This window comes from Limnobacter sp. (genome assembly GCF_036405155.1).
In the GTDB taxonomy this organism is placed as follows: domain Bacteria; phylum Pseudomonadota; class Gammaproteobacteria; order Burkholderiales; family Burkholderiaceae_B; genus Limnobacter.
This window is the reverse complement of sequence record NZ_DASWYD010000010.1, coordinates 77,372-98,451: the sequence shown is the minus strand read 5'-3', so window position 1 is coordinate 98,451 and position 21,080 is coordinate 77,372. Positions and strand designations below refer to the sequence as shown.

At 57.4% G+C, this 21,080-nt stretch carries 16 protein-coding genes; 9 read left to right on the top strand and 7 right to left on the bottom strand.

Annotated elements, in window-relative coordinates; all coding sequences use genetic code 11:
* The first annotated feature begins 2 nt into the window (after positions 1-2).
* Both VGE55_RS14600 and VGE55_RS14595 read left to right on the top strand, forming a co-directional pair.
* Complete coding sequence (locus VGE55_RS14600) at positions 3-4,514, top strand: filamentous hemagglutinin N-terminal domain-containing protein (protein ID WP_331132402.1); 4,512 nt, start codon at positions 3-5, stop codon at positions 4,512-4,514.
* 56 nt (positions 4,515-4,570) lie between these two features.
* Entirely contained in the window at positions 4,571-4,987 is a 417-nt protein-coding gene (locus VGE55_RS14595) for an MAPEG family protein (RefSeq protein ID WP_331132401.1), read from the top strand.
* Here the strand turns inward: VGE55_RS14595 and VGE55_RS14590 are convergent.
* The 6 genes from VGE55_RS14590 to VGE55_RS14565 form a co-directional block, all read right to left on the bottom strand.
* On the bottom strand, positions 4,984-6,177 hold the full coding sequence (locus tag VGE55_RS14590) for a lipase family protein (RefSeq protein WP_331132400.1): 1,194 nt from the start codon (positions 6,175-6,177) through the stop codon (positions 4,984-4,986). The two genes, VGE55_RS14595 and VGE55_RS14590, sit on opposite strands and share 4 nt — an antisense overlap.
* Positions 6,170-6,586: a DUF6795 domain-containing protein gene (locus tag VGE55_RS14585; RefSeq protein WP_331132399.1), complete on the bottom strand. Its 417-nt coding sequence runs from the start codon at positions 6,584-6,586 to the stop codon at positions 6,170-6,172. Before VGE55_RS14585 ends, VGE55_RS14590 begins: the two co-directional genes overlap by 8 nt.
* 195 nt (positions 6,587-6,781) lie before the next feature.
* Positions 6,782-7,603, bottom strand: a complete 822-nt coding sequence (locus tag VGE55_RS14580; RefSeq protein ID WP_331132398.1) for a hypothetical protein — start codon at positions 7,601-7,603, stop codon at positions 6,782-6,784.
* Between the two features lie 22 nt (positions 7,604-7,625).
* Positions 7,626-8,417: a hypothetical protein gene (locus VGE55_RS14575; protein ID WP_331132397.1), complete on the bottom strand. Its 792-nt coding sequence runs from the start codon at positions 8,415-8,417 to the stop codon at positions 7,626-7,628.
* Positions 8,418-8,433: 16 nt separating this feature from the next.
* Positions 8,434-10,212, bottom strand: a complete 1,779-nt coding sequence (locus tag VGE55_RS14570; protein WP_331132396.1) for a hypothetical protein — start codon at positions 10,210-10,212, stop codon at positions 8,434-8,436.
* Positions 10,213-10,214: 2 nt separating this feature from the next.
* Positions 10,215-12,686, bottom strand: a complete 2,472-nt coding sequence (locus tag VGE55_RS14565; protein WP_331132395.1) for a hypothetical protein — start codon at positions 12,684-12,686, stop codon at positions 10,215-10,217.
* Positions 12,687-13,124: 438 nt separating this feature from the next.
* Between VGE55_RS14565 and VGE55_RS14560 the strand changes: the two genes are divergently transcribed.
* Positions 13,125-13,472, top strand: a complete 348-nt coding sequence (locus VGE55_RS14560) for a hypothetical protein (RefSeq protein WP_331132394.1) — start codon at positions 13,125-13,127, stop codon at positions 13,470-13,472.
* A gap of 17 nt (positions 13,473-13,489) precedes the next feature.
* Positions 13,490-14,011, top strand: coding sequence for an NlpC/P60 family protein (locus VGE55_RS14555; protein WP_331132393.1), 522 nt, complete (start codon positions 13,490-13,492; stop codon positions 14,009-14,011).
* Positions 14,012-14,095: 84 nt separating this feature from the next.
* Here VGE55_RS14555 and htpX read toward each other — a convergent pair whose 3' ends face one another.
* Entirely contained in the window at positions 14,096-14,974 is an 879-nt protein-coding gene (gene htpX, locus VGE55_RS14550) for a protease HtpX (RefSeq protein ID WP_331132392.1), read from the bottom strand.
* Between the two features lie 119 nt (positions 14,975-15,093).
* Here htpX and VGE55_RS14545 point away from each other — a divergent pair, with 119 nt between their 5' ends.
* From VGE55_RS14545 to pstA, 5 genes are all read left to right on the top strand, one after another.
* Positions 15,094-15,984 (top strand): LysR family transcriptional regulator, encoded by an 891-nt coding sequence (locus tag VGE55_RS14545; protein ID WP_331132391.1) that lies wholly within the window; start codon positions 15,094-15,096, stop codon positions 15,982-15,984.
* 110 nt (positions 15,985-16,094) lie between these two features.
* Complete coding sequence (locus tag VGE55_RS14540; protein WP_331132390.1) at positions 16,095-16,967, top strand: AEC family transporter; 873 nt, start codon at positions 16,095-16,097, stop codon at positions 16,965-16,967.
* Positions 16,968-17,063: 96 nt separating this feature from the next.
* The gene (locus VGE55_RS14535) at positions 17,064-19,076 is read left to right on the top strand and encodes a U32 family peptidase (protein WP_331132389.1); all 2,013 of its coding nucleotides are present in this window, start codon (positions 17,064-17,066) and stop codon (positions 19,074-19,076) included.
* Positions 19,077-19,193: 117 nt separating this feature from the next.
* Positions 19,194-20,144 (top strand): phosphate ABC transporter permease PstC, encoded by a 951-nt coding sequence (pstC, locus tag VGE55_RS14530; protein ID WP_331132388.1) that lies wholly within the window; start codon positions 19,194-19,196, stop codon positions 20,142-20,144.
* Between the two features lie 3 nt (positions 20,145-20,147).
* Positions 20,148-21,065: a phosphate ABC transporter permease PstA gene (gene pstA / locus VGE55_RS14525; RefSeq protein WP_414675048.1), complete on the top strand. Its 918-nt coding sequence runs from the start codon at positions 20,148-20,150 to the stop codon at positions 21,063-21,065.
* Positions 21,066-21,080 lie beyond the last annotated feature (15 nt).

Here is a 21,080-nt window from a genome sequence, read left to right as displayed (position 1 = left end):
TCGTGCGCGCATTCAAGCGAAAGCCCCTGGCCGCTGCCCTGTTGTGGACCTGTTCCGGTGCCGCGCTGGCCTTGCCCGAATATCAGGCCAACCCTGGGGGTGGCGTCACGCTGGACACCTCGGTCAAAAACACCCTGCTGGTGAATCAGAAAGCCGACACGCCAGTGGCGACGGTGTTGTGGAAAAACTTTTCGGTGCCCGAAGGCGAAACAGTTCAGTTTGTTCAGCCGGATGGTCAGGCGGTGATGCTCAATCGGGTCACAGGCAGCACAGCGTCCAACATTTTTGGCCAATTGAAATCCAATGGTCGCGTTTTTTTGATCAATCCAAACGGCATTGTGTTTGGGCCCAATGCCCAAGTCAGTGTGGGGGCTTTGGTGGCCTCTACGCTGGACACGCAGGGGCCTGTTAAACAGGGCAATCTAACGCTGACTGCCGATAAAAACGCGGGCAGCATTCAAGTGGATGGTGTGATTGAGGGGCAACAACTGGTCTTTGTTGCCCCCAGCGTGTCGAACACGGGTACCTTGCGCACCAGCCCCGGTGGGCAAGTCAGCCTGTTGGCAGCCAGTGCGGTCACTGCCAACCTGCAGGGGGACTTCATCGCCTTTCAGGTGGACGCAGGACATGAGCAGGCCTTTATTCAGCAGTTGGGGCAAATCAATGCGCCCGATGGCACCGTGATGCTGGTGGCCCGCAGCAATGCCCATGGCAATCCCAGTGTGATCAACACGGCCGGCGTGACGCAAGCGCAAGCGCTGGTTGCGCAGGGCGACCAGATCATGCTGGCCGGTACGGTCGATGGGGCCTTGTCTGTTCAGGCCGACTTGGTCGGTCAGACCCAAGCGGTCCATGTGGCTGGCCCTGCAACGTTTACAGCCAATGCCCTCACCTTGGACCATGCACAAAACCAGTTTCAGGGGGGGGTCAATCTTGCAGGCGGTGGTGCGCAACTAACAGCCCAAGGCGATGTGCAACTGGGCGGAACGGCAGATCATGTGCAGGTCCGTGCTCAACACCTCACCATCGCCTCAACCGGCTTGACAGTGGATGGCGATGTGGTGTTTGCAGCAAACACAGTCTCACAGTCGGCCGTCTCGCAATCGATGTCCAACAATGCTGCCTTGTCGATTGGCGGCGATCTCACGGTGTCGGCCGACCAAGTCGCATTGGCCAATGCCAACAACACATGGTCTGGCAAGGTTAACCTGACCGCCAACGATGCGAACCTGGCGGCCACGGGGCGTGTTCAGTTGGCCAACCCGGTGGTGAGCGGTGGTTTGACCGTGAATGCTGGCCAGGTGGATGTGGTGGCCAATCAAGCGTTGCAGCTGGGGGTTCAGGCGGATTCACTCACGGTGCAATCCACCGATTCGGTTCACTTCAATGCCACCACGGTGGGCAGTTTGACGGTGAAGACCAACCAAGCCATCGACCAACAGGGTGCATTGCGGGTCAGCGGAAACAGCAATCTGCAGGCCCACTCGGTCACTCTGCAACACTTGGGCAACCAGTGGCTGGGCAATGTCCAGTTGAACACCCAACAGGCGAAGCTGGACAGCACATCGTCCTATTCTGTCAGCGGCACAACCAACACCTTGGACGCCCATTCCGGCAACACCCTGACCGTGGGTACCGGCGGTTTAAACACCCTGGGCGACACAACCCTGGGTGCGCAACGGCTGGCGCAAAACGGCGCATTCACAGTGGCTGGGCCCTTGACCTTGCAAGCGGCGCAGGTGGCTTTGTCGAACACGCAAAACCAGTTGACCGGACCCGTTGTGGTGGATGCCGGCACTGTTGCACTGGCTGCCCAGTCCGACCTGTTGTTGCGAGGGCAGGCCGATGCATGGTCTGTGCAAACACCGGGAAACATTTCACAGGCTGGTGTTGTACAGTCGCGGGGTTCTGCCGATTTCAAGGGTCAGTCCGTTGAACTGACACGAGCGGACAACCATTGGGGGGGCACCGTGACCCTGACTGCAGAAAGTGCGCAGTTGGTTGGTGACGATCAAATCACGCTGGGCCAAAGCCAGGTCGGGTCCACACTGCGGGTCAGCGCCCCCCAATCGATCGGGCAAGTGGGCCCATTGGTTGTGGGTGGCTCCAGTCAGTTTGATGCGCAGCGCATCGACTTGCAGCACGCTGCAAACCGGTTGGGCAGTGAGGTTACCGTGCAGGGCGCCGATGTCGCGTTGAATTCGCAGCGCAGCCTGACCGTGCGTGGTCAAGCCGATTCGCTCAAACTGCGCACTGCAGGCGAGGCCACCTTGGCCACTGGGCCCCTTAAAACACTGGACGTCACAGCAGGCAGCATTGTGCAAACAGCACCCTTGGTGGTGGCAGGCGGCACCACCCTGGTGGCCAACACGGTGGCACTGACCAATGCACGGAATGATTTTGGCGGTGTGGTCAGTGTGACGGCAGACCGTGTGCAAATCACAGACCAAAATATGCTGGCGTTGCAAACGCAAGCCAGAACCGTGGAGGCCAGTGCGCACGACTTGACACTCAATGCCCGTGGCGATGTGGCGTTGATCAGCACACAGGTGAGTCACCTGGACGCCAAGGCAGACGGTGTGTTGACATTGCATTCGGACGGCCTGCAACAGGCGGTGCTGGATGCACGGGCCGTGGTGTTTGACAGCACTGGCGGGATTGGTCAGTTGACTGCAAAGGCCGAGTCCATTTCGCAAAAAAGTGCACTGACCGTTGACATTGCCGCGCTGGACGCGAACCAGGTGAATCTGAACAATGCCCAGAACGATTTCAAACAGACGGTGTTGGTGAGCAATACCCGAGGCGTTCAAGCGGTGGCGACGCTCAGTGATCAAAATGACTTGCACGTGCAGGGCGAAAACCTGACGTTGGGTGGGCAGGTGGGTGGATCGCTGACCGTGCAAGCGGATCAACTCAGTTTGGCCAACAGCAAAGTTCAAGGCGCTGTGAACGTGATGGCCAGCCAGGTTCAACAGAACACCGGTCCAAACAATGGTGTGCACTGGGGGGATGCCACCATTCAGGCATCGGCCATTCACTTGGATCACCCACAAAATGCCATTTATGGCACCTTGACTTTGGTGGGCCAGGGTGAAGCCTCTGTATCCAACCAACCCTCGCTGACAGTGAACGCCACACAGTGGAATGGACCTTTGGCGGTGAACACGCAGGGCGATGCACAGGTGCAAGCCACTGCGCTTCAATTGGGTGACAGTACGGTCCGAGGTGCACTGACGATTCAGGCTCAATCGGTGAGCCAGGGTGGACAGGTTCATGTGGACGGGCAAACCACCATCCATGCGGTCGGCGGAGTTGTGGACTTGACCGGTGACAACAATCAATTTGGGTCCGATGTGCATGTGACCGCCAACCGGCTGGACTTGAAGGCGCAGGGCGATTTGACGCTGGGGCAGCTTGCGCTGGATGCTGGTGGCACTGTGGAGGTGGAGCGCAATCTCCGCTTGAATGGCAACGTGGCCTTGGGTGCCGGTCAACTGAATTTTGTGGCGCGTGGCATTCCACAACCCTTGTCGTCGGCGAATGTTGCGCTCAAGCTGCCAGCAACGCTGGACGTGTATTCCGGAAAGGACGCTGTAGAGCCCACCACGGGCCTGGGCCGTATCGACGTTGCAGCACCGGTGATTGAGCAAACTGGTGGAACCATTCGAACACAGGCCGGTAGCCGACTCGGCTTCAGGACACCTGGCAATGGGTCGGTGTTTTTGAATCAAATGAATGACATCGCGGGCAGTTTGACGGTGTTGGCGGGTTCATCTCCTGGTGAAGCGTATTCTTACCGGCCCGATCAAGGCTTGAGCCTTGCGAGTGTGCAAAACGCAGCACCCCTGTCCGTAGATGGGGCTGGTGTTGAGGCCGACATGGTGGCCATTGCCTCTGCCGGCTTGAGCACGGCGGCTGGTAGTCAAATCCGTGCGCGCTTGCCCTACAACGACACCGCCGCGGGGGTGCAGGCATCCTTCCCCGGGTTGACCTTGTCCATTCCAAGCGTTCAAGGTGGCCGCCTGGGCGCCAGCCAGGTTTACCCTTTTGGCGCAGGTGGTGGCAACGCCAATGCGGCGGGAACAGCCATCGCCGTGTCGGTGGGGGAAACCAGCCGGAAGGGCCTTGGGGGCTACGTCACGGTGCTGCCACACAACGGCGCATCCCAGTTGCCCGGGCAGGTGGTGTTTTTGTCCGGTCCGGACAACCCGGGCGTGTATGCATTCTTTTACGATGGTGCCCGTGACTTGACTCGAATTCCGGTCAGTTACAACGGGTCCTTGCTGCTGTCCCCGCAGGAATCGGCGGCACTGATTTCTGCACAGGGTGCCTTGGTGCTGGCACGGCAAGAACAAACCTTGTCTGTGGTGCGCACCGAGAACGTGACCAACCGGGTGATCAACGGGGTGGTGATGGAAGTGGGGCCTGGGCGACCGGCCACAGAAGGCACCGGAGAATTGATGCGGCCTGTATCGTGCGATGGCGGAGGCAGTGATTTGACCTGCAACCCCTGAAAACCGCTATGCTACAGGCTGTTAATTTTGCTCAATACACACAACAAGGAGACAGCATGAGCAACACAGCCTTGGCATTGAATGGTTTGATTGCCTGGTATTTGGTTTTACTCGGCATGATTTGGTTGATCCGCGCTGGGCTGACCACCTTCACCAAACGCCCTGCCAACAGTTATAGCCCAGATGGCGCTGACGTCAGCCCGTTTTCCCAGCGTTTGTGCCGCGCACACGCCAACATGTACGAAGGCTTTCCATACCTGGCAGGCCCGCTGCTGTTGGCCTTGGCCACCGGCAACACCAGCGTGACCGACGGCTTGGCGTGCATCCTGTTGGGGGCCCGCGTGTTGCAGTCCACCGTGCACCTCATTTCAACCAGCAACATCGCTGTGCAGGCACGTTTTGCATTCTTTGTGGTTCAGTGGGGCATTGCGGCGTACTGGGTGGTTCAGTTCGCCAAGCTCGGCGGTTATTAAAGTGATTGGGCTTTTTGAAGGGCCTGTTTCGCCAATTGTTCCAAGGCGTTGCGCAATAGGTTGAATACATAGCGGATGGTGCCGATGGAGGCATCGGCCACCGCTTGTCCGGTTCTTCCCAAGAAAGCCATCACGCCATTCAGCCAAAGCTTCACTTGTTGAGTGGCTTTGGCTGCCCCCCGGGCATAGCTGCAAAGGATTTCAGCAATTTGATCCAGCGTGGTAAATGCGCCTGTGCCGAAAAACTGCACAGATGTCAATCCACCCACGCCAGCCCTCTTCATGAGCAGGTGGAGGGCATTGCTTAGTACATTCAACAACTCACCTGAAAACATAGCACCAGTGAAACGGCTTAGGCCCTCTATAAAGCCGTCACCTGCACTCAATGCGCCGGTCAATCGCTGTTTCAACAATTCCTGTTTGCCTTGCGTGTCACGCAGAAGTTGGTCCCAGCTTCGGTTTTTCATGCTGGTGTAACCAACACCCAGGCGGTGTTGGTTGGCACTGATTTTAAACATACTGCCGTCCAGCAGAACATGGCCATGTTGATAGGGCGCGTGCATGTAGGGAAAACAGGGGACCATGGTGACAACGTCGGATTGGTTTGCAATCCGTCTGATCCGAGCTGCCGGTAGCGAACCGCTCAAATGCTCTGCATAGGTCCAGCGCCCCACGCGCGGTGCCGCCAATGAGTAAAGGTAGGTGGTTAGCCCCAGTTCATTGAATGCCGCGGCGTTCAGGTTTGCCAATGCCCCTCCCAGGCTGTGACCGATGCAGTGAATGGCTTTGGGTCTGCGGTTGGGACCCCGTTGGTGAATGAGGTGCTCAATTTGCTGCACGTAGCTTTGAAAGGTGTTTTGAAACCCTTGGTGGACTGGATGACCGGTTGGGCCCAAGACACACGGAAAATCCATGTCCGTTTCGATGTCTGCCCAGCTGTCCATGGTGCCCCGTGTGGCCAGAACCACTTCCCCCTGACGAGCGCCACCCAGCTCAACCCAGAAGCCGAACCCACTGAGGGTGGATGATTTAAAGCCAGCAGCGCCGGTGAGGATGGTTGTCGAGTTGGCCTCCAGTTTCAAATGGGGGAATGTACGAAGCTGCCGCGTTAGCTCAGCTTGATCACATGTCTTTGCCTCGTAGCCCAGACGCGCGAATTCATAAACCGAGGCTGGGTTAAGTTCATTCATAGGTCTTTCTTCCGGATACTGTGCATTTCACCAATGGGGTCCCGCCAATCAGTTCATGGATGGATAGGTCGCAATCAAAAAACATCCGTTTTCCAAATCCTTCGGCACCCAATTCAAATTGGTTGATGGACCAAGACCAAAGGTAATAATCCACACCATCCAGCGAGGTTTTTACGCTTTGTGAGACTTGCGGATTTGCTGAAAAAAAATCGGGTGTGACAAAGCGGCGATTTTCAACAACAGGCAATTCGAAGTGCCCCGATGAATCTGTCACCGTTTCATCGTCGTAGCGCCCACCTTTAAAGCCACCACTTTTCAAAGTGCGCTTGATGATGAGGCCCGGGAGGGGTTTTCCAGCCCAATGGACTTCTCCAACCATGGGAGAGCAATACACATATTTTTTGAACAAAAACGCCTCCGCGGAACGAAATGGGAGTGCGCACAACACCAAGACGGCTGGCGCAAACAGCCATGAAAAACGGGACTTTGAATATTGGAATGCGGGGGGCATGGGTAGCCTCATTCAACCCGATGAAGGTTGAGAGGTTACCAGCGCAGCAGCCTGGGTGAGAAACTCGGCTTTGGAGTCATCACCCAGACACGATCAATTAAAAAACTTCCGAAATTCCCGCTTGGCGGCTTTCTTGCGTTTCAGCTCTTCAGCACGCAAGGCACGGTCTTTGTCGGATGCCCAAATCACTTCCGGGAATGCCAGCGTGCGCAGCAAGCCGATGAGCATCCACAGGTAGCTACCCGAGAAGAGCAGCGCGCACACCATCGACACCATCTCGAACGAGTTGGCGATGTACTTGATGCCCCACCAACTCATCACATCAATCAGGGATGCTGTGAGGCCAATGGGGAAAATCCACTGATACAGGCGGATGTGGTTGAACTGCATCGAGAACGGAATGCCCACGATGAAAAAGGCGGTGGTGAAGCCGAACAGGTGGGCGTGGGTCATCACGATCAGTTTGCCCAGTGACATGGCCTTGATGAATTCTGCCGAGCTGCCAAAAAATTGCATCTGATACCAAATTTCGCTGGCGCCAAATGCAAATGCAATGCCAAACAGCACCACAGCAATGGCCATGCCCCGCTTTGCAGCAGGTGGAAAGTTACGCAGGTTGATGTCCACCGAGTGCTTGTCAAACGGGATGAGCAGTTTCGTGATCCACAATATCAAACCGCCGAACAGCAGCAGGGCGATGGGGCCACCCACCGTAATCCAATGGGACTGCTCGGGCGGAATCACCACCACATCCTGACTTTCAACAGGCTTGTCGCTGAAGAAATCGAAGGATGCGTCGGCGTTGGTCGGGGTTGCAGGCTCAGCTGTTGAGCCTGCTGCCCACAGGTTGGCGCCAAACCCAAGGCCCAGGGACAGCATCAACATCAACCCGGCTTGTCGAATCCACTTCAGCACGTTGCAACTCCCTGCCGTGTTATCAGGCGGTTTTCAATCGGACAAACACCAGAGTACCTGCTTTCTTCACCGCATTGGCCACGGCAGCCTTCAGGTCTTTGCCATCACCCCCAGTCAGCTTGTCCAGCGCCAGGCCTTTGAAGCCGCCATACAACGCTGGGTTGGCGGCCTCTTTCACCTGGCGGGTGTTGATGGGCTGCACGCTGGTGATGGTCAATTGCCGATCGGTGACCAGCATCAGGAAAAAGGCTTTGCCTTGGTACTCCGCCGGAAAAATCAAGGCCGCCCCAGCGGGGCGCTTGTCCTTCAGCGGTATGTAAATGGTGTTGTCGTCCTTCTGGCTGAGCACTGCACCCATGCCCTTGGCCCGCTCAATGTCTTGTGGGGTCAGGAAGGCATCGCGTGGCAAGTATTCCTTCACATCCGGAAACTGGTCCTGCACCTCTTTGGGAATCAGGCTGGAAATGTCCAACCATGCCCCTTTGTTGTTGGGTGTGGATTCTTTCACGCCGGGGTTGGCTTTGGCCATGGCTTCTACAGCGTTTTTAAAGCCATCGCCGTCGGCATCCAGGTCGGCAATTTTGGTGAAGGCGGCCAGGCTTTCGCCTGCGTCCTTGAACTGCTTGCCAAAGTTGTTCAATGGGGAGCCGCCACCGTCCCGATGACAGGCGGTGCAGGCGGGGGCGTAGCCATATTGTTGTTTGTACAAATTGGCAAACAGTGGCTGGGCTTGTGCCGCAGTCATGGACAGGGCCAGCAGTGCAGCAGACAGGCCAAGCTTGCGCAAAGCGGGCTGCAGGGTACTTTGAAACATGGGGACTCCTTCTGGCTTAGAAGCCGAACAGGCTGGGCACGACAGCCCGCATCTGTTCTCGCAGCTTGGGGTTTTTCTTCTGGTCTTCAACCAGCAGGGCATATTGTTTTGAATCTCGGGGTGGCATCAGCATCGACGCCTTCTCGGTGCCCTCATAGCGTTCCCAGTCCAGCGCGTCCCGAATTTCGGTTTTGTCGCGCATTTGGGCCAGTACTTTGTCTTCACTGTCCGCGCCCATGAAGTTGAGGCGCTTGGCTGGGTTACCGCGATGGCACGAGAAACAATAGGTTTCAAAAGGCTCAAGCGATGAGCCTGCTTTCAATTGCAGCGGGGGAACGCCAGTGGCAATGGGTGGCGACATGTCGCTGACATCCGTGAACACATACGCCAGTTGAACCGGGCCATTGCTGCGTACCTTGGGCAATTCCGGACTTTTCATCAAGGCCTGAACCGTTTTGGCCCGTTCAAAGGGCTTGGCCTGAAACAGGGCGTCGGGCAGCTTGTCCACTGCATTGGCCAGGTTGTCGAATTGCCAGTTGGCTGCTTCCATCAGGGTGTTGACATCGCTTTCGGTCAGCAGGCTGGCCAAGCCGTAGGCACCATCAATATTGGCAGCGGTCAGGATTCGTTTGGGGGCGCGTTTGGTGAGCGGGTCCAGCGCCAAAGGCAGCTTGGGCAGCTTGTCAAAGGCTTCCAGGTCTTCGTTGTTTTTGGCGCCATCGCCCAGTTGAATGCGTGCAGTGGTGAGGTTGCGCCACCAGCCCTTGATGCCTTGTTGCTCTGCCACCGGGTCGCGGTTGGTGAGGTCAGACTCGGCCACCGCGATGGTGCGGTCGCCCAAGGCTTTGGCTTGAAGGGTTTTTAAACGTGCAACCAGCGCCCCCTCTTCTTTGAACTCGCCCGGACGCACCTTGTATTGCAGCGCCAATTTGAGCATGGTTTTTCGACAATCGACCGATGTATTGCCTTGGTCGCCACAGCCATCCAGCCACAGCTTTTGGGTGGCCGCGAAGAAATTGCCCACATCGGTCAGTTCATCAAACCGCTCGGGCGAACTGAGTGTGTTCTGCAAGGGTAAGCCAAGGTAAGTTTGAGTGTCCAGCCCGGCTTTGGTGCGGGCGCGCAGCATGGCTTCTACTGTGTCGGGGGCTGCGTTGGTCTCGTTCCAGGGGCGTTGCGGAAAAATGGGCGCACCGCCTTGGTGGCAGGTCAGGCAAATTTGCCGACGGGCGTATACCAGCTTGCGCGCACCCGTTGCCGAATAGTCTTGCACCAATTGAAATTCGTAACGGCCTGCCGCTTCGTTGTAGCTGAGCACTTCAATTTCATTGGCGTTTTCAACAAAGCCCAAAAACAACTGGCCCCGCGCGTTCACCCCCAATGCAGCCGGTGTGTTGGGCGCCTGGAAGTCGGCAGCCAGCAGTACCCGGGGGTGTGCATCATCGGCCTGGCCTTTCAACAAGGACCGCCCATGGGGCAGCATCACCGCCACAGGGGGAGCACCCTCCGGGTTCATTTTTTGAAGGGCTTCAATCAGTTTGGGGAACGGGTAAGGCACGCCACCGTTTTGGGCGGCCACATGGTCGAACAGGGAGCGGGTGCCTTCCGGCGGGAGGTCGCCGTCGGCCAGCACCGTGGCGCTGAGCGCGAGGTGTGGATCAGTTTTGTCCGCCACCTTGGCCAGCGCAGTCACACTGGCCTGGCTGCGGGCCTGGTCATCCCGCATCCAGTTCCACCCGGCAGCCACTGCCACCACAGTGGCCAAGGCCATCCAAACCCGTGTTCGTTTTGCCATGTTTACATCAACTTCAAGAATTCACGCAGGGCGCGCTTTTCGTCCTTTGAGAGTGATACGCCAAACTGATGGCCCTTGTTCTCCACCAAATCATCGCACTTTTGCGTGAGTGGGTGGTGCGGGTCGCTGCTGGTGAACTTGCCAATTTCCGTGCCCTTCTTCACTGGCAGTTTGACCAGGCCACCCTGGTCTTCTTGCAGGGCCAGTTTGATGTCGGTGTCGGTGGTGGAAATTTTCACCGGACGCGATGGCTTGACCTTGGGGTCGTCGCTCATCATCAATTCATCAAAGGCTTGCTCGAAGGCCTTGATGCGGCCTGCCACGGTCGAGTCGGGCGTGCCGTCTTTTTGCACGGGCATTTCACCAATCGCATTGTTGTGCAGGAAGGGTGCGGTGGCCCACACGGACAGCAGGCTGATGTTGCGCAGGTAGCCAGGGCCACCCGTGATTTCACGTTCGCCCACTTTGGTGCCGCCCAAGCCGGGCACCATGCGGTTGATCGTCACATCCACCTTGCCTGGGCTTTTGCGTTGCTTGTAGGTTTCCGATGAAAACTCTTCCCAGATGTGGCCCTTGTTGTGGTTGTCGTGCAGGGCACGGCACATGTTGGTACCAATTTCGTGGAAGGGCGTCAGCTCATCATTGCCCAGCCAGTCCTGACCAAACACGCCATCTTTGGCGAACTGTTTGGGACGCAAGTTGCCTTTGTCGTCCTTGGCCATGTACTGCGCCACAAACTTGGCCGAGTTGCGCTCCTCGTCGGTGAATTCGTATTTCCAGAATTGCTCTGAACCAAACACATGGCCGTCATAGAAACGTTCCAGTGCGACTTTGTCACGGCGAATGTTTTCCGGGGCCACTTTGGAGGAGTGGCAGCTGGCGCATTCACGGGCAAACACTTTGCGGCCTTGGGGCACTTTGCTGAAGTCCACATACTTCAAGCCGGCTGAGCCATCCACATCCTTTGCATTGCCCAGGTAAGTGGGGCCACCGGTGATGAGGAATGCAGCCAAGTCTTCCATTTTCGCGTCCGCGTAGTTCCAGGGCTCGCATTCGGCGGCGCACTGTTTGATGGAGAACGGGCTTTGGCTGGCTTTTTTACCAAACAACTTGCCCGGTGTTGGGAAGTTGGGGGCCCAGCATTCTTCGGTGCACATGCCGATGTTGACGTACACGCGGATTAGCGCCAAGCGATCACCCACCGAGTCTTCGCCGCCTTTGAGCACGTGCTGTGTCAGGCCTTTCTTGATTTCTCCGGTGACGGGGTCCTTCATGACATGTTCAAAAACCCGGCGGTTCTGGAAGTCCATGATGTTGTTCTGGGTGCCCGGGTTGTTCTGGAAGTCATTGGCCACCAGCGAGGTGTCAATGGTGCCAGGGCGCCCGGCCTTCAGCACTTGGCGAACCACGGCATCATGGTCGGTGCCCTGGAAGAACATCAAGGGCTGAACAATGTGTTGGTTACCAATCGTGGCCGACAGGTTTTCCCAGCGCGGTTGGTTGGGGTCTTTCGGTGGGTTGGTGGGGTCGATGCCCACGTGGCACTGCACGCAGGGGTGACCCACCACATAACGCATGTTTTTCTGCAATTCGTCTTTGCGGTAGGGGGAGGTTTGCGGGTCAAACACCACCTTGCCGGTTTTTTCGTCCTTGACCGGGTCGGCGTAGTAGCGGCGGTAGCCCAACACACCACTGCTGTGCGGGTCGGGGCACTTGTCCCACCAGTTGGTGGAGGCATCGCCCTCGGTGCAGTCCGGGTCGTTGATCAGGCCGTACTTGGTGAAGCGGTGCTTGCGCTCACGGGTGTCCAGCCAGGGGTACCAGATTTTGTCCTGTCCACCCGCAGCGCGGGCGAAGTGCAGGTAAGGCTCGTCCTGGTTTCCAAAGGTGCCTTTGAACCAAACGTCTCGACCACGACGCACCTGCTCGCGCAGTTGTTTGGCCTTGGCAGGGTCTTTGGCTTCCACGTCTTTGAACAGGGTGTTCACATAGCGGCAACCCTCGGCGTCGTAGCCAGTGGGTTGGGGCTGGTCACACGGTGGGGGAGGCAGTTGGGGAATGGGTTCGTATTTCCAGGTAATGGGGCCCTGGAACTGGTGCGTTTTGGGGCTGGTGCCTGGGTTCCACACTTTTTTTGCGGCCAGGGTGGCGTAGAAGTTTTTCTCGTACCAGTCCTTGTTGGCATTCAGTTGTGGGGTGCCCTGGTAAATGCCCAAGGGCAGCACATTGCGCTTGGCCAGGTCCTCCAGCGACACCGAGCGCAGGGTGTGTTGGTAAGGGGTGTTGGGCACCGGGTATTTGCCGGCTTCGGGCCAGTACTCCTTGCTCACATCCACCAAGCCGGTTTTTTTCTCAATTTTGGTGGCTGAATTGGATGTTGCTGTTTGTGCTTGGGCCACAGGTGCCCAAGTCAGGGCTGCAAGCAGGGTCGCAGCAGTGAAGCCGGGGATGAAGCCGGATGAAACGAGACGCATGTCAACTGTCTCCCGAAAGGGGTAAATGTTGTTGTATGTGGTGTAAATCGACGGACTGCTCAGTGCAGTGTAGGGGAGAGGGTTAGCCCTGACAAGCGTGGTAAAAAACCTAAAACCCTTGTTTTTGGCGTGTCGTTGACAGGGGTTAGACGCAGATACGCCTGTTGTTAAACTGGCAAGCGATATTTTCAAAGCGGGGAATTCAACAATCAAATCATCTGCTTAATGTTACTGATGAGTAACGGAAATTTCGAATGCTGACAGCGTTCGATGTCAATAAAACACTTGTAAATCAGCATGTTAACAGTCGTTTCGATTGGAGTGTTTACTCCAATTTGCACGGGCGTCAAGCCACAAAACCACTGGAGTCGTGTTCGGGTTTCATCACTGGTCCCCGCTTGATTTACCATCAGGTTTGTACAACACCGACGCCTTGGCATGAACACATCGAATGACCTCCCGGATCCCCGTGAAGACAGCAACCGCACGATTGTGCTGGTGGCCTATTTGTTGGGCGCCCTCGGCATTTTCACGGCCTTTGTTCCCATCCTGATCGCGTTGGTGATTTGTTACATCAAGCGCCCAGAAGCTGTGGGCACGATTTACGAAAGCCACTACCGCTGGCTGATTTCAACCTTCTGGATCGGCATGGTGTGGTTTGCTGCCGCCTTGTTGTTGTTTGTCGTGGGTGTTGGCTTCCTGTTGTACTGGGTGCTGTGCATTTGGCTGGTGTACCGGTTTGCCAAAGGGTTGCTGCGGTTCTCCGAGCGCAGGGCTGTGGTTTGAGGCGGACTCAAGACGTTTTGCGTAGCACTGCCTGTGCAGGGTGGTTGCTGGTTGGTCTGGCTTGTGCCTCGGTGTTGCCCGCTTGTTCGAGTTTGAAGCCTGGCATGACCATGGATGGCGAGCGCTTGCCCAAGGGCGCCCGGATTGCACCGGCCGATGGGCCACTGAGAACCGTTCAGGAAGCGCTGCTGGAGCAGTTGAAAGCCTGGCAGGGCACGCCCTACCGTTTGGGCGGAACCAGTCGACAAGGCGTGGACTGCTCAGCATTCACCCAAATCACGCTGGCTCAACGCCTGAGCCTGGACCTGCCCCGCACCACCGAACAGCAAGCCGATGTGGGGTTTGATGTGGCTCAAGAGGCCATGCAGCCCGGCGACTTGGTGTTTTTCAAGACTGGGCGCCGCAGCAACCATGTGGGCATTTACCTGGGTTCGCGCTGGTTTTTGCATGCGTCCACCAGCGAGGGGGTGACCTTGAACAACTTGGATGAAACGTATTGGAAGCGGCATTACTGGACCGCGCGCCGGGTGTTGTTTTAAGCAGTTTGGACACTGGAAAAAAAGCGCCGCGGCAGGTCCGGCAACCCACCACGGCAAAGGGCAAAACCAAGTTGTATGTTCGTTTTAGCCTTGTGTGCTCAAGGCAGCAATGCGTTCTTCAATCGGTGGGTGGCTGCTGAACAGGGCCATCACACCGCCTTTTCCTGAAATACCGGAAGCCGCCATTTGCGAGGGCAACTCACCAGACTGCAAACCACCCAGGCGCTTCAGGGCATTGATCATGGGTTGACGTTGGCCCATCAACTGCGCGGCACCGGCGTCGGCCCGGAATTCCCGTTTGCGTGAGAAGTACATCACGATGATGGAGGCCAAGATGCCCAGGGTGATTTCCATCACGATCACGGTGATGAAGTAGCCCATGCCTTGTCCGGTGGACTCCTCGTCGTCTTTGCGTAGGGCTTGATCCACCAAAAAGCCCACCACACGGGCAATGAAAAACACGAAGGTGTTGACCACGCCTTGAATCAGCGTGAGGGTGACCATGTCGCCGTTGGCCACGTGCGCCACTTCGTGCGCCAGCACAGCCTCAGCCTCTTCCCGCGACATGCTTTGCAGCAGGCCTGTGCTGACCGCCACCAGGCTGTTGGATTTGCTGGGCCCGGTCGCAAATGCGTTGGGGGCGCCTTCAAATATGGCGACTTCGGGCATGGGGATGTTGGCCCGGCGTGCCAGGCGGTCGACGGTTTGCACCAACCAACGTTCGGTGTCGTTGCGGGGCTGGTCAATGACTTGGGCGCCAGTGCTCCATTTGGCAATGGTCTTGCTCATCCACAAGCTGATGAATGAACCGCCAAAGCCCAGCACGGCCGAGAAGCCCAGCAGCATGGTGAGGTTGAGTTGCCCGCCGGCCATGAATTGGTTCAGGCCCAGCAGGTGGACGGTGATGCCAAGGACCAACATGATGGCGATGTTGGTGGCCAGGAACAAAACAATGCGTTTCATGGTGTTCGTGCAGTCCTTTTGGAGAACGGAAAAATGAGCTTTGAGTCTAGTTGACGAATTAGCCAGAATAAATAGAATAAAAAATGAAGAAATAATCGATTTAATCGAAGGGTTTGGGCATGAAACTGACCGACTTGAATTTTCACCACCTGCGCTATTTCTGGATGGTGGCCAAAACCGGCAGCCTGACCGCAGCGGCGGAGCGGCTGGGGTTGCGGGCTCAAACCCTGTCCAGCCAGATTGCGCAGTTGGAGCAGTCTCTGGGGCGATCGCTATTTCAGCCCGTGGGGCGCGGCTTGGGCTTGACTGAGGCGGGTCGGGTTGCGCTGCGCTACGCCGACCAAATTTTCCAGTTGGGTGAGCAATTGACCGACAGCCTGGAAGATGAGGAGCTGGACTACACCCTGCGCTTGTCGGTGGGCATTGCTGATGCCCTGCCCAAAACAGTGAGCTTCCACATGATTGAGCCCGTGCTGGCGCTGAAGCGCCCGGTGCGCTTGGTGTGCACCGAAGGTCGGTTTGAAGCGCTGTGTGCCGAGCTGATTCAGCACAACATTGACTTGGTGTTGGCCGAACGGCCCGGTGGCCAAGGCACAGCCAACCTGCAAGTGGCCAAGTTGTTGGCTTACCCCGTGCGTATTTTTGGCAGTGCTGCCTTGTGTGCCGAAAAGCGGAGCAATTTCCCCAAAAGCCTTCAGGGCGCGCCTTTCCTGATGCCCTCGCGCAACAATGTGTTGCGCATGAAGCTGGAACATTGGCTGGAAACGGAAGGCATTTCGGTGCGGGTGGTGGGAGAGTTTGATGACTTGGCCTTGCTGGACACCTTTGGGCGGGCCGGACTGGGGCTGTTTGCCGTACCGGCCCTGCTGATGGAAGACTATGCCCGGGGTACATCGGTGGAATACCTGGGCGATGTGGAGGGTGTGCTGGAGGAGTATTACGCGTTCACGCACCCCCGGAACATGGAGCACCCCGCTATCAAAGCCCTGTTTGCCACCGCAGTGGCTTGAGGTGTTGCGGTTGCAGCCCCTCCGCTGAAAACCCGGATCGTTTTCCGGGGGCGCTTGCAGTACACTGCGCGCTTTGGTTCATTCACTGACAACTCAGCCTCGCCTGCGCCATGTTCATTCGCATTGTTTCCGTGATTTTTCCGGTGTTTGCCGTGGTGGCGCTGGGCTATTGGTACGGACGGGCCAAGCGGCCCGACATGCGTTTTGCCAACCAGTTGAACATGGACGTGTTTGTGCCAGCCCTGGTGTTTTCAGCGCTGGCCAGCAAAACATTCGACCTGGAAGCCTACAGTGTGTTGGCGGCTGGCGCTGCCATCGTGGTGCTGGGCTCGGGGCTGCTGGCATGGCCGGTGGCGCGTTTGTTGAGAGTCGACTGGAAAACATTCGTACCCCCAGTGATGTTCAACAACAGCGGCAACATGGGCCTGCCGTTGGCCATTCTGGCCTTTGGCAATGAGGCCCTGCCAGCCGCCGTGATGATGTTTTTGGTGAGCAACACCTTGCACTATTCGCTGGGCACCTGGATGTTGAGTCCCCATGCCCGTTTGTGGACCTTGTGGAAAGAGCCGGTGATTGTGGCTTCGCTCGCCGGGTTTGCCGTGAGTGTGTTTCAGGTGCCGGTGTGGGAGCCCCTGTACTTCGCCATCAAGATGACGGGCGATGTGTCCATTCCCCTGTTGCTGTTTTCATTGGGCGTTCGGCTGGTTCAGGCGGATTTTTCGGATGTTCGCCTGGGTGTGATTGCCGGGGTGGTGTGTCCGCTGACTGGCCTTGTGTTTGCCGGCTTGTGTGTGTGGTTGCTGCCCTTGTCGGCCGGGCATGCGGCCATGCTGATTGTGTTTGGCGCCTTGCCGCCGGCTGTACTCAATTATGTGTTTGCCGAGCAATACGGCCAAAACCCGCACCAGGTGGCGTCCATGGTGATGGTGGGCAACCTCATGAGCCTTATTTTTGTACCCATGGCGCTCTACTGGGTGCTGTAAGTCGAGTGCTTTGAAGCGGCGTTCAACGGTTTTGCTTTCCCTGGGGGCCTGTTTTTGGAATAATGGGCACCCTTCCTGAAAATTCTTCACAAAATCATGAGTTTGTTGCCACACGAGCTGGAGTTGCTGTCGCCTGCGCGAGACATCGAGATTGGTCGCCAAGCGATTGTGCATGGGGCAGACGCGGTGTACATCGGCGGCCCTACTTTTGGCGCCCGGCACAATGCGTCCAACAGTGTGAGCGACATTGCCAAACTGGTGGAGTTTGCACACCAGTACCGCGTGCGGATTTTCACCACGCTGAACACCATTTTGCACGACGCCGAACTGGAAGAGGCCCGCAAGCTGATTTGGCAGTTGTACGACGCCGGTGTGGACGCGCTGATTATTCAGGACATGGGGTTGTTGAAGATGGACCTTCCCCCCATCCAGCTGCACGCCAGCACGCAGTGCGACATTCGCACCGTGGACAAGGCGAAGTTTTTGGCCGACAGCGGCTTTTCCCAGTTGGTGTTGGCCCGCGAACTCACCATACCCGACGTGGCCGCGGTGCACGCCGCAGTGGGCGATTCAGCCACGATTGAGTACTTTATTCATGGTGCGTTGTGCGTGGCCTTTTCAGGCCAGTGTTACATCAGCCATGCAGAAACCGGTCGCAGTGCCAACCGCGGTGATTGTTCCCAGGCCTGTCGGTTGCCCTACACCCTGAAAGACGCCAGCGGCGCTGTGGTCGCTTTCGACAAGCACCTGCTGTCCATGAAGGACAACAACCAGAGCGGCAACCTGGAGCACCTGATTGATGCGGGTGTGCGCTCCTTCAAGATTGAAGGGCGATACAAGGACATGGCCTATGTGAAAAACATCACGGCCCATTACCGCATTTTGCTCGATGAAATCATGGAAAACCGTGGCGAGTTTGTGCGTTCCTCAAGCGGCACAACCCGGCATTACTTCCGCCCCGACCCGGACCGCAACTTCCACCGGGGTTCGACCGATTATTTCGCCAGTGGGCGCAAGGTGGACATTGGCGCGTTCGATTCGCCAAAATACATCGGCCTGCCGGTTGGCCATGTGGTCGCTGTGGGCGACAAGAGTTTTGATGTGGAGACCCGGGACGCGTTGAACAACGGCGACGGCCTGAACTTCATGCACAAGCGCGAGGTGGTGGGTGTGCAGGTGAACAGGGCCGAGTTGCTGGCCTCAGGGCCTTCACGGGGTGGCAAAGCCCAGCAAGGCGATGGTGTGTCGGTGTACCGCATTTTCCCGAAGGACCCGATTGCCACCTACACCGGTTTAAAAACCGGTTTGCCGGTGCACCGCAACCGGGACCATGCCTGGGACATGGCCTTGACCAAAGACAGTGCCGAGCGGCGAATGGGCTTGTGGATGCGCTTGGGCGAACTGCGCGATGCCGCAGGCGCGGTGACAGGGTTGACGCTGGCGCTGACCGATGAAGATGGCACCACCGTGACGGTGGAGCAGCCTGCCGAGCTGGCGTTGGCGCAGCAGGCCGAGCGGGCGGTCGACAACCTTCGCACCCAATTGGGCAAGCTGGGTAACACCCACTACACGGCGTTGGGGCTGGAGGTGGAATTGTCGCAGCCCTGGTTTGTGCAGGCGTCGGTCATCAATCAACTGCGCCGTACCGCGATTGAGCGCCTGGACGCCGCCCGTCTGGCAGCCTGGGTTCGACCCGCCCGCAAGGTGCCGGTTGACCCGCCTGTGCAATACCCGGAAAAGTCGCTGAGCTTTTTGGCCAATGTGTACAACGACAAGGCGCGTGAGTTTTATCGCGAGCATGGCGTGGACATGATTGCAGCGGCCTACGAGGCCCATGAGGAGCCGGGCGAGGTGCCGGTGATGATCACCAAGCACTGCCTGCGGTTTTCATTCAACCTGTGCCCCAAGCAGGCCAAGGGCGTGAAAGGCGTGCAGGGGCAGGTGAAGGCCGAGCCCATGGTGCTGGTCAATGGAGACCAAAAATACACGCTGCGCTTTGATTGCAAGCCTTGCGAAATGCACATCATGGGCAAAATGCGGCGGGATATTTTTCAAAGTCCGCCGCCATCGGTGTTTCCCATCACATTCATGAAACCCAACAAGGCTTAAAATTCGGGGGCAAAGCCGGTTTACATTTTTGTCTTTTTTGTGTCATGGTTCTGTCACAAAGCTGGGGTATGCTTGGCAACCTGCGACAGAATCCACCCAAAATTTCTGGTTTACAACATGTCCAACACATCGACCATCCGCCCGCCCAGCAAACGTGGAGACACGCTGTTCGGGATATTGACAGCCGGTTCGGCTGCCCTGACGTTGCTGCTGTTGGGCGGAATCATCGTGTCGCTGTTTGTGGCCAGTTGGCCCACCATCAAGGCGTTTGGCCTGCAATTCATGCTGACGGCCGATTGGGACCCTCCCAATGACAGTTACGGCGCCTTGGTGCCCATTTATGGCACCCTGGTCACCTCCTTGATTGCGCTCATCATCGCTGTGCCGGTCAGCTTTGGCATTGCGCTGTTTTTGACCGAGTTGGCGCCGCCCTGGCTGCGCCGCCCTTTGGGCACGGCCATCGAGCTGCTGGCTGCTGTGCCGTCGATTGTGTATGGCATGTGGGGTCTCTTGGTGTTTGCGCCCATTTTTGGCAAATACGTGCAAGCCCCGCTGGGCGCCACCTTGGGCAAAGTGCCGGTGATTGGCAACCTGTTTGCTGGCCCGCCCATCGGCATTGGCTTGCTGTGTGCCGGGGTTATTCTGGCCATCATGATCATTCCCTACATTTCGGCCGTGATGCGGGACGTGTTTGAAGTCACCCCGGTGATGCTGAAGGAAGCTGGGTACGGCATGGGCTGCACCACGTGGGAAGTGATCTGGAAAATTATTCTGCCCCACACCAAAGTGGGCGTGATTGGTGGTGTGATGCTGGGCTTGGGGCGTGCTTTGGGCGAAACCATGGCCGTCACTTTTGTGATTGGCAACACCAACTACCTCAACGACATTTCCCTGTTTTCGCCCGGCAACAGCATCACCTCGGCGTTGGCCAATGAATTTGCCGAAGCCTCTCCTGGCTTGCACACGTCTGCACTCATGGAGCTGGGTTTGATTTTGTTCCTGATCACTTTCCTGGTGCTGGTCGCCTCCAAGATTCTGCTGGCACGCCTGTCCAGCAACGGGCGGTGAACCATGGCCTCCACGGTAGACCCGATGAAACACGCCAAACCCGCAGAGCCGGATAGCAAACTCAGCAAGCGCGACCAGCAAAAGTCCCGCATGCAGAGCAAGCGTCGCATGATCAACCTGCTCGCCCTGACCCTGTCGATGCTGGCCATGGCCTTTGGCTTGTTCTGGCTGATCTGGATTTTGTACACCACCATCACCCTGGGCATTGGCGGTTTGTCGCTGAACCTGTTCACGGAAATGACGCCGCCACCCGGCACCGCGGGCGGTGGCTTGGCCAATGCCATTACAGGCACCTTGTTGATGGTGGGTTTTGCCACACTGCTGGGCACGCCGCTGGGCATTCTGGCTGGCATACACCTGGCCGAAAGCCGCAAGGACGACAAGTTGTCATCCGTGGTTCGGTTCATCAACGACATTTTGCTGTCAGCACCGTCGATTGTGATCGGTCTGTTTGTGTACGCCGTGTTGGTCTCGCGCATGGGGCATTTCTCGGCCTGGGCCGGTGTGGTGGCCCTGGCCCTGTTGCAAATTCCGATTGTGATCCGCACCACCGAGAACATGTTGAAGCTGGTGCCTGCGGCCCTGCGTGAAGCAGCGTATGCCTTGGGCACGCCGAAATGGAAAATGGTGCTGTCGATCACCGTGCGAGCGTCGTACGCCGGTATTTTGACGGGTGTGCTCCTGTCGGTCGCCCGCATTGCGGGTGAAACGGCCCCCCTGCTGTTCACGGCCTTGTCGAACCAGTTTTGGAACACCGACATGAGCAAGCCCATGGCCAGTTTGCCGGTGACCATTTTCAACTTTGCATTAAGCCCGTTTGTGGAGTGGCAGCAGCTGGCTTGGGCCGGTGTGTTCCTCATCACCCTCGGTGTGCTGGCGTTGAATGTGGTGGCTCGGGCCTTGTTGAAGAACTCCAAATAATCCTGTCTTAGGCGA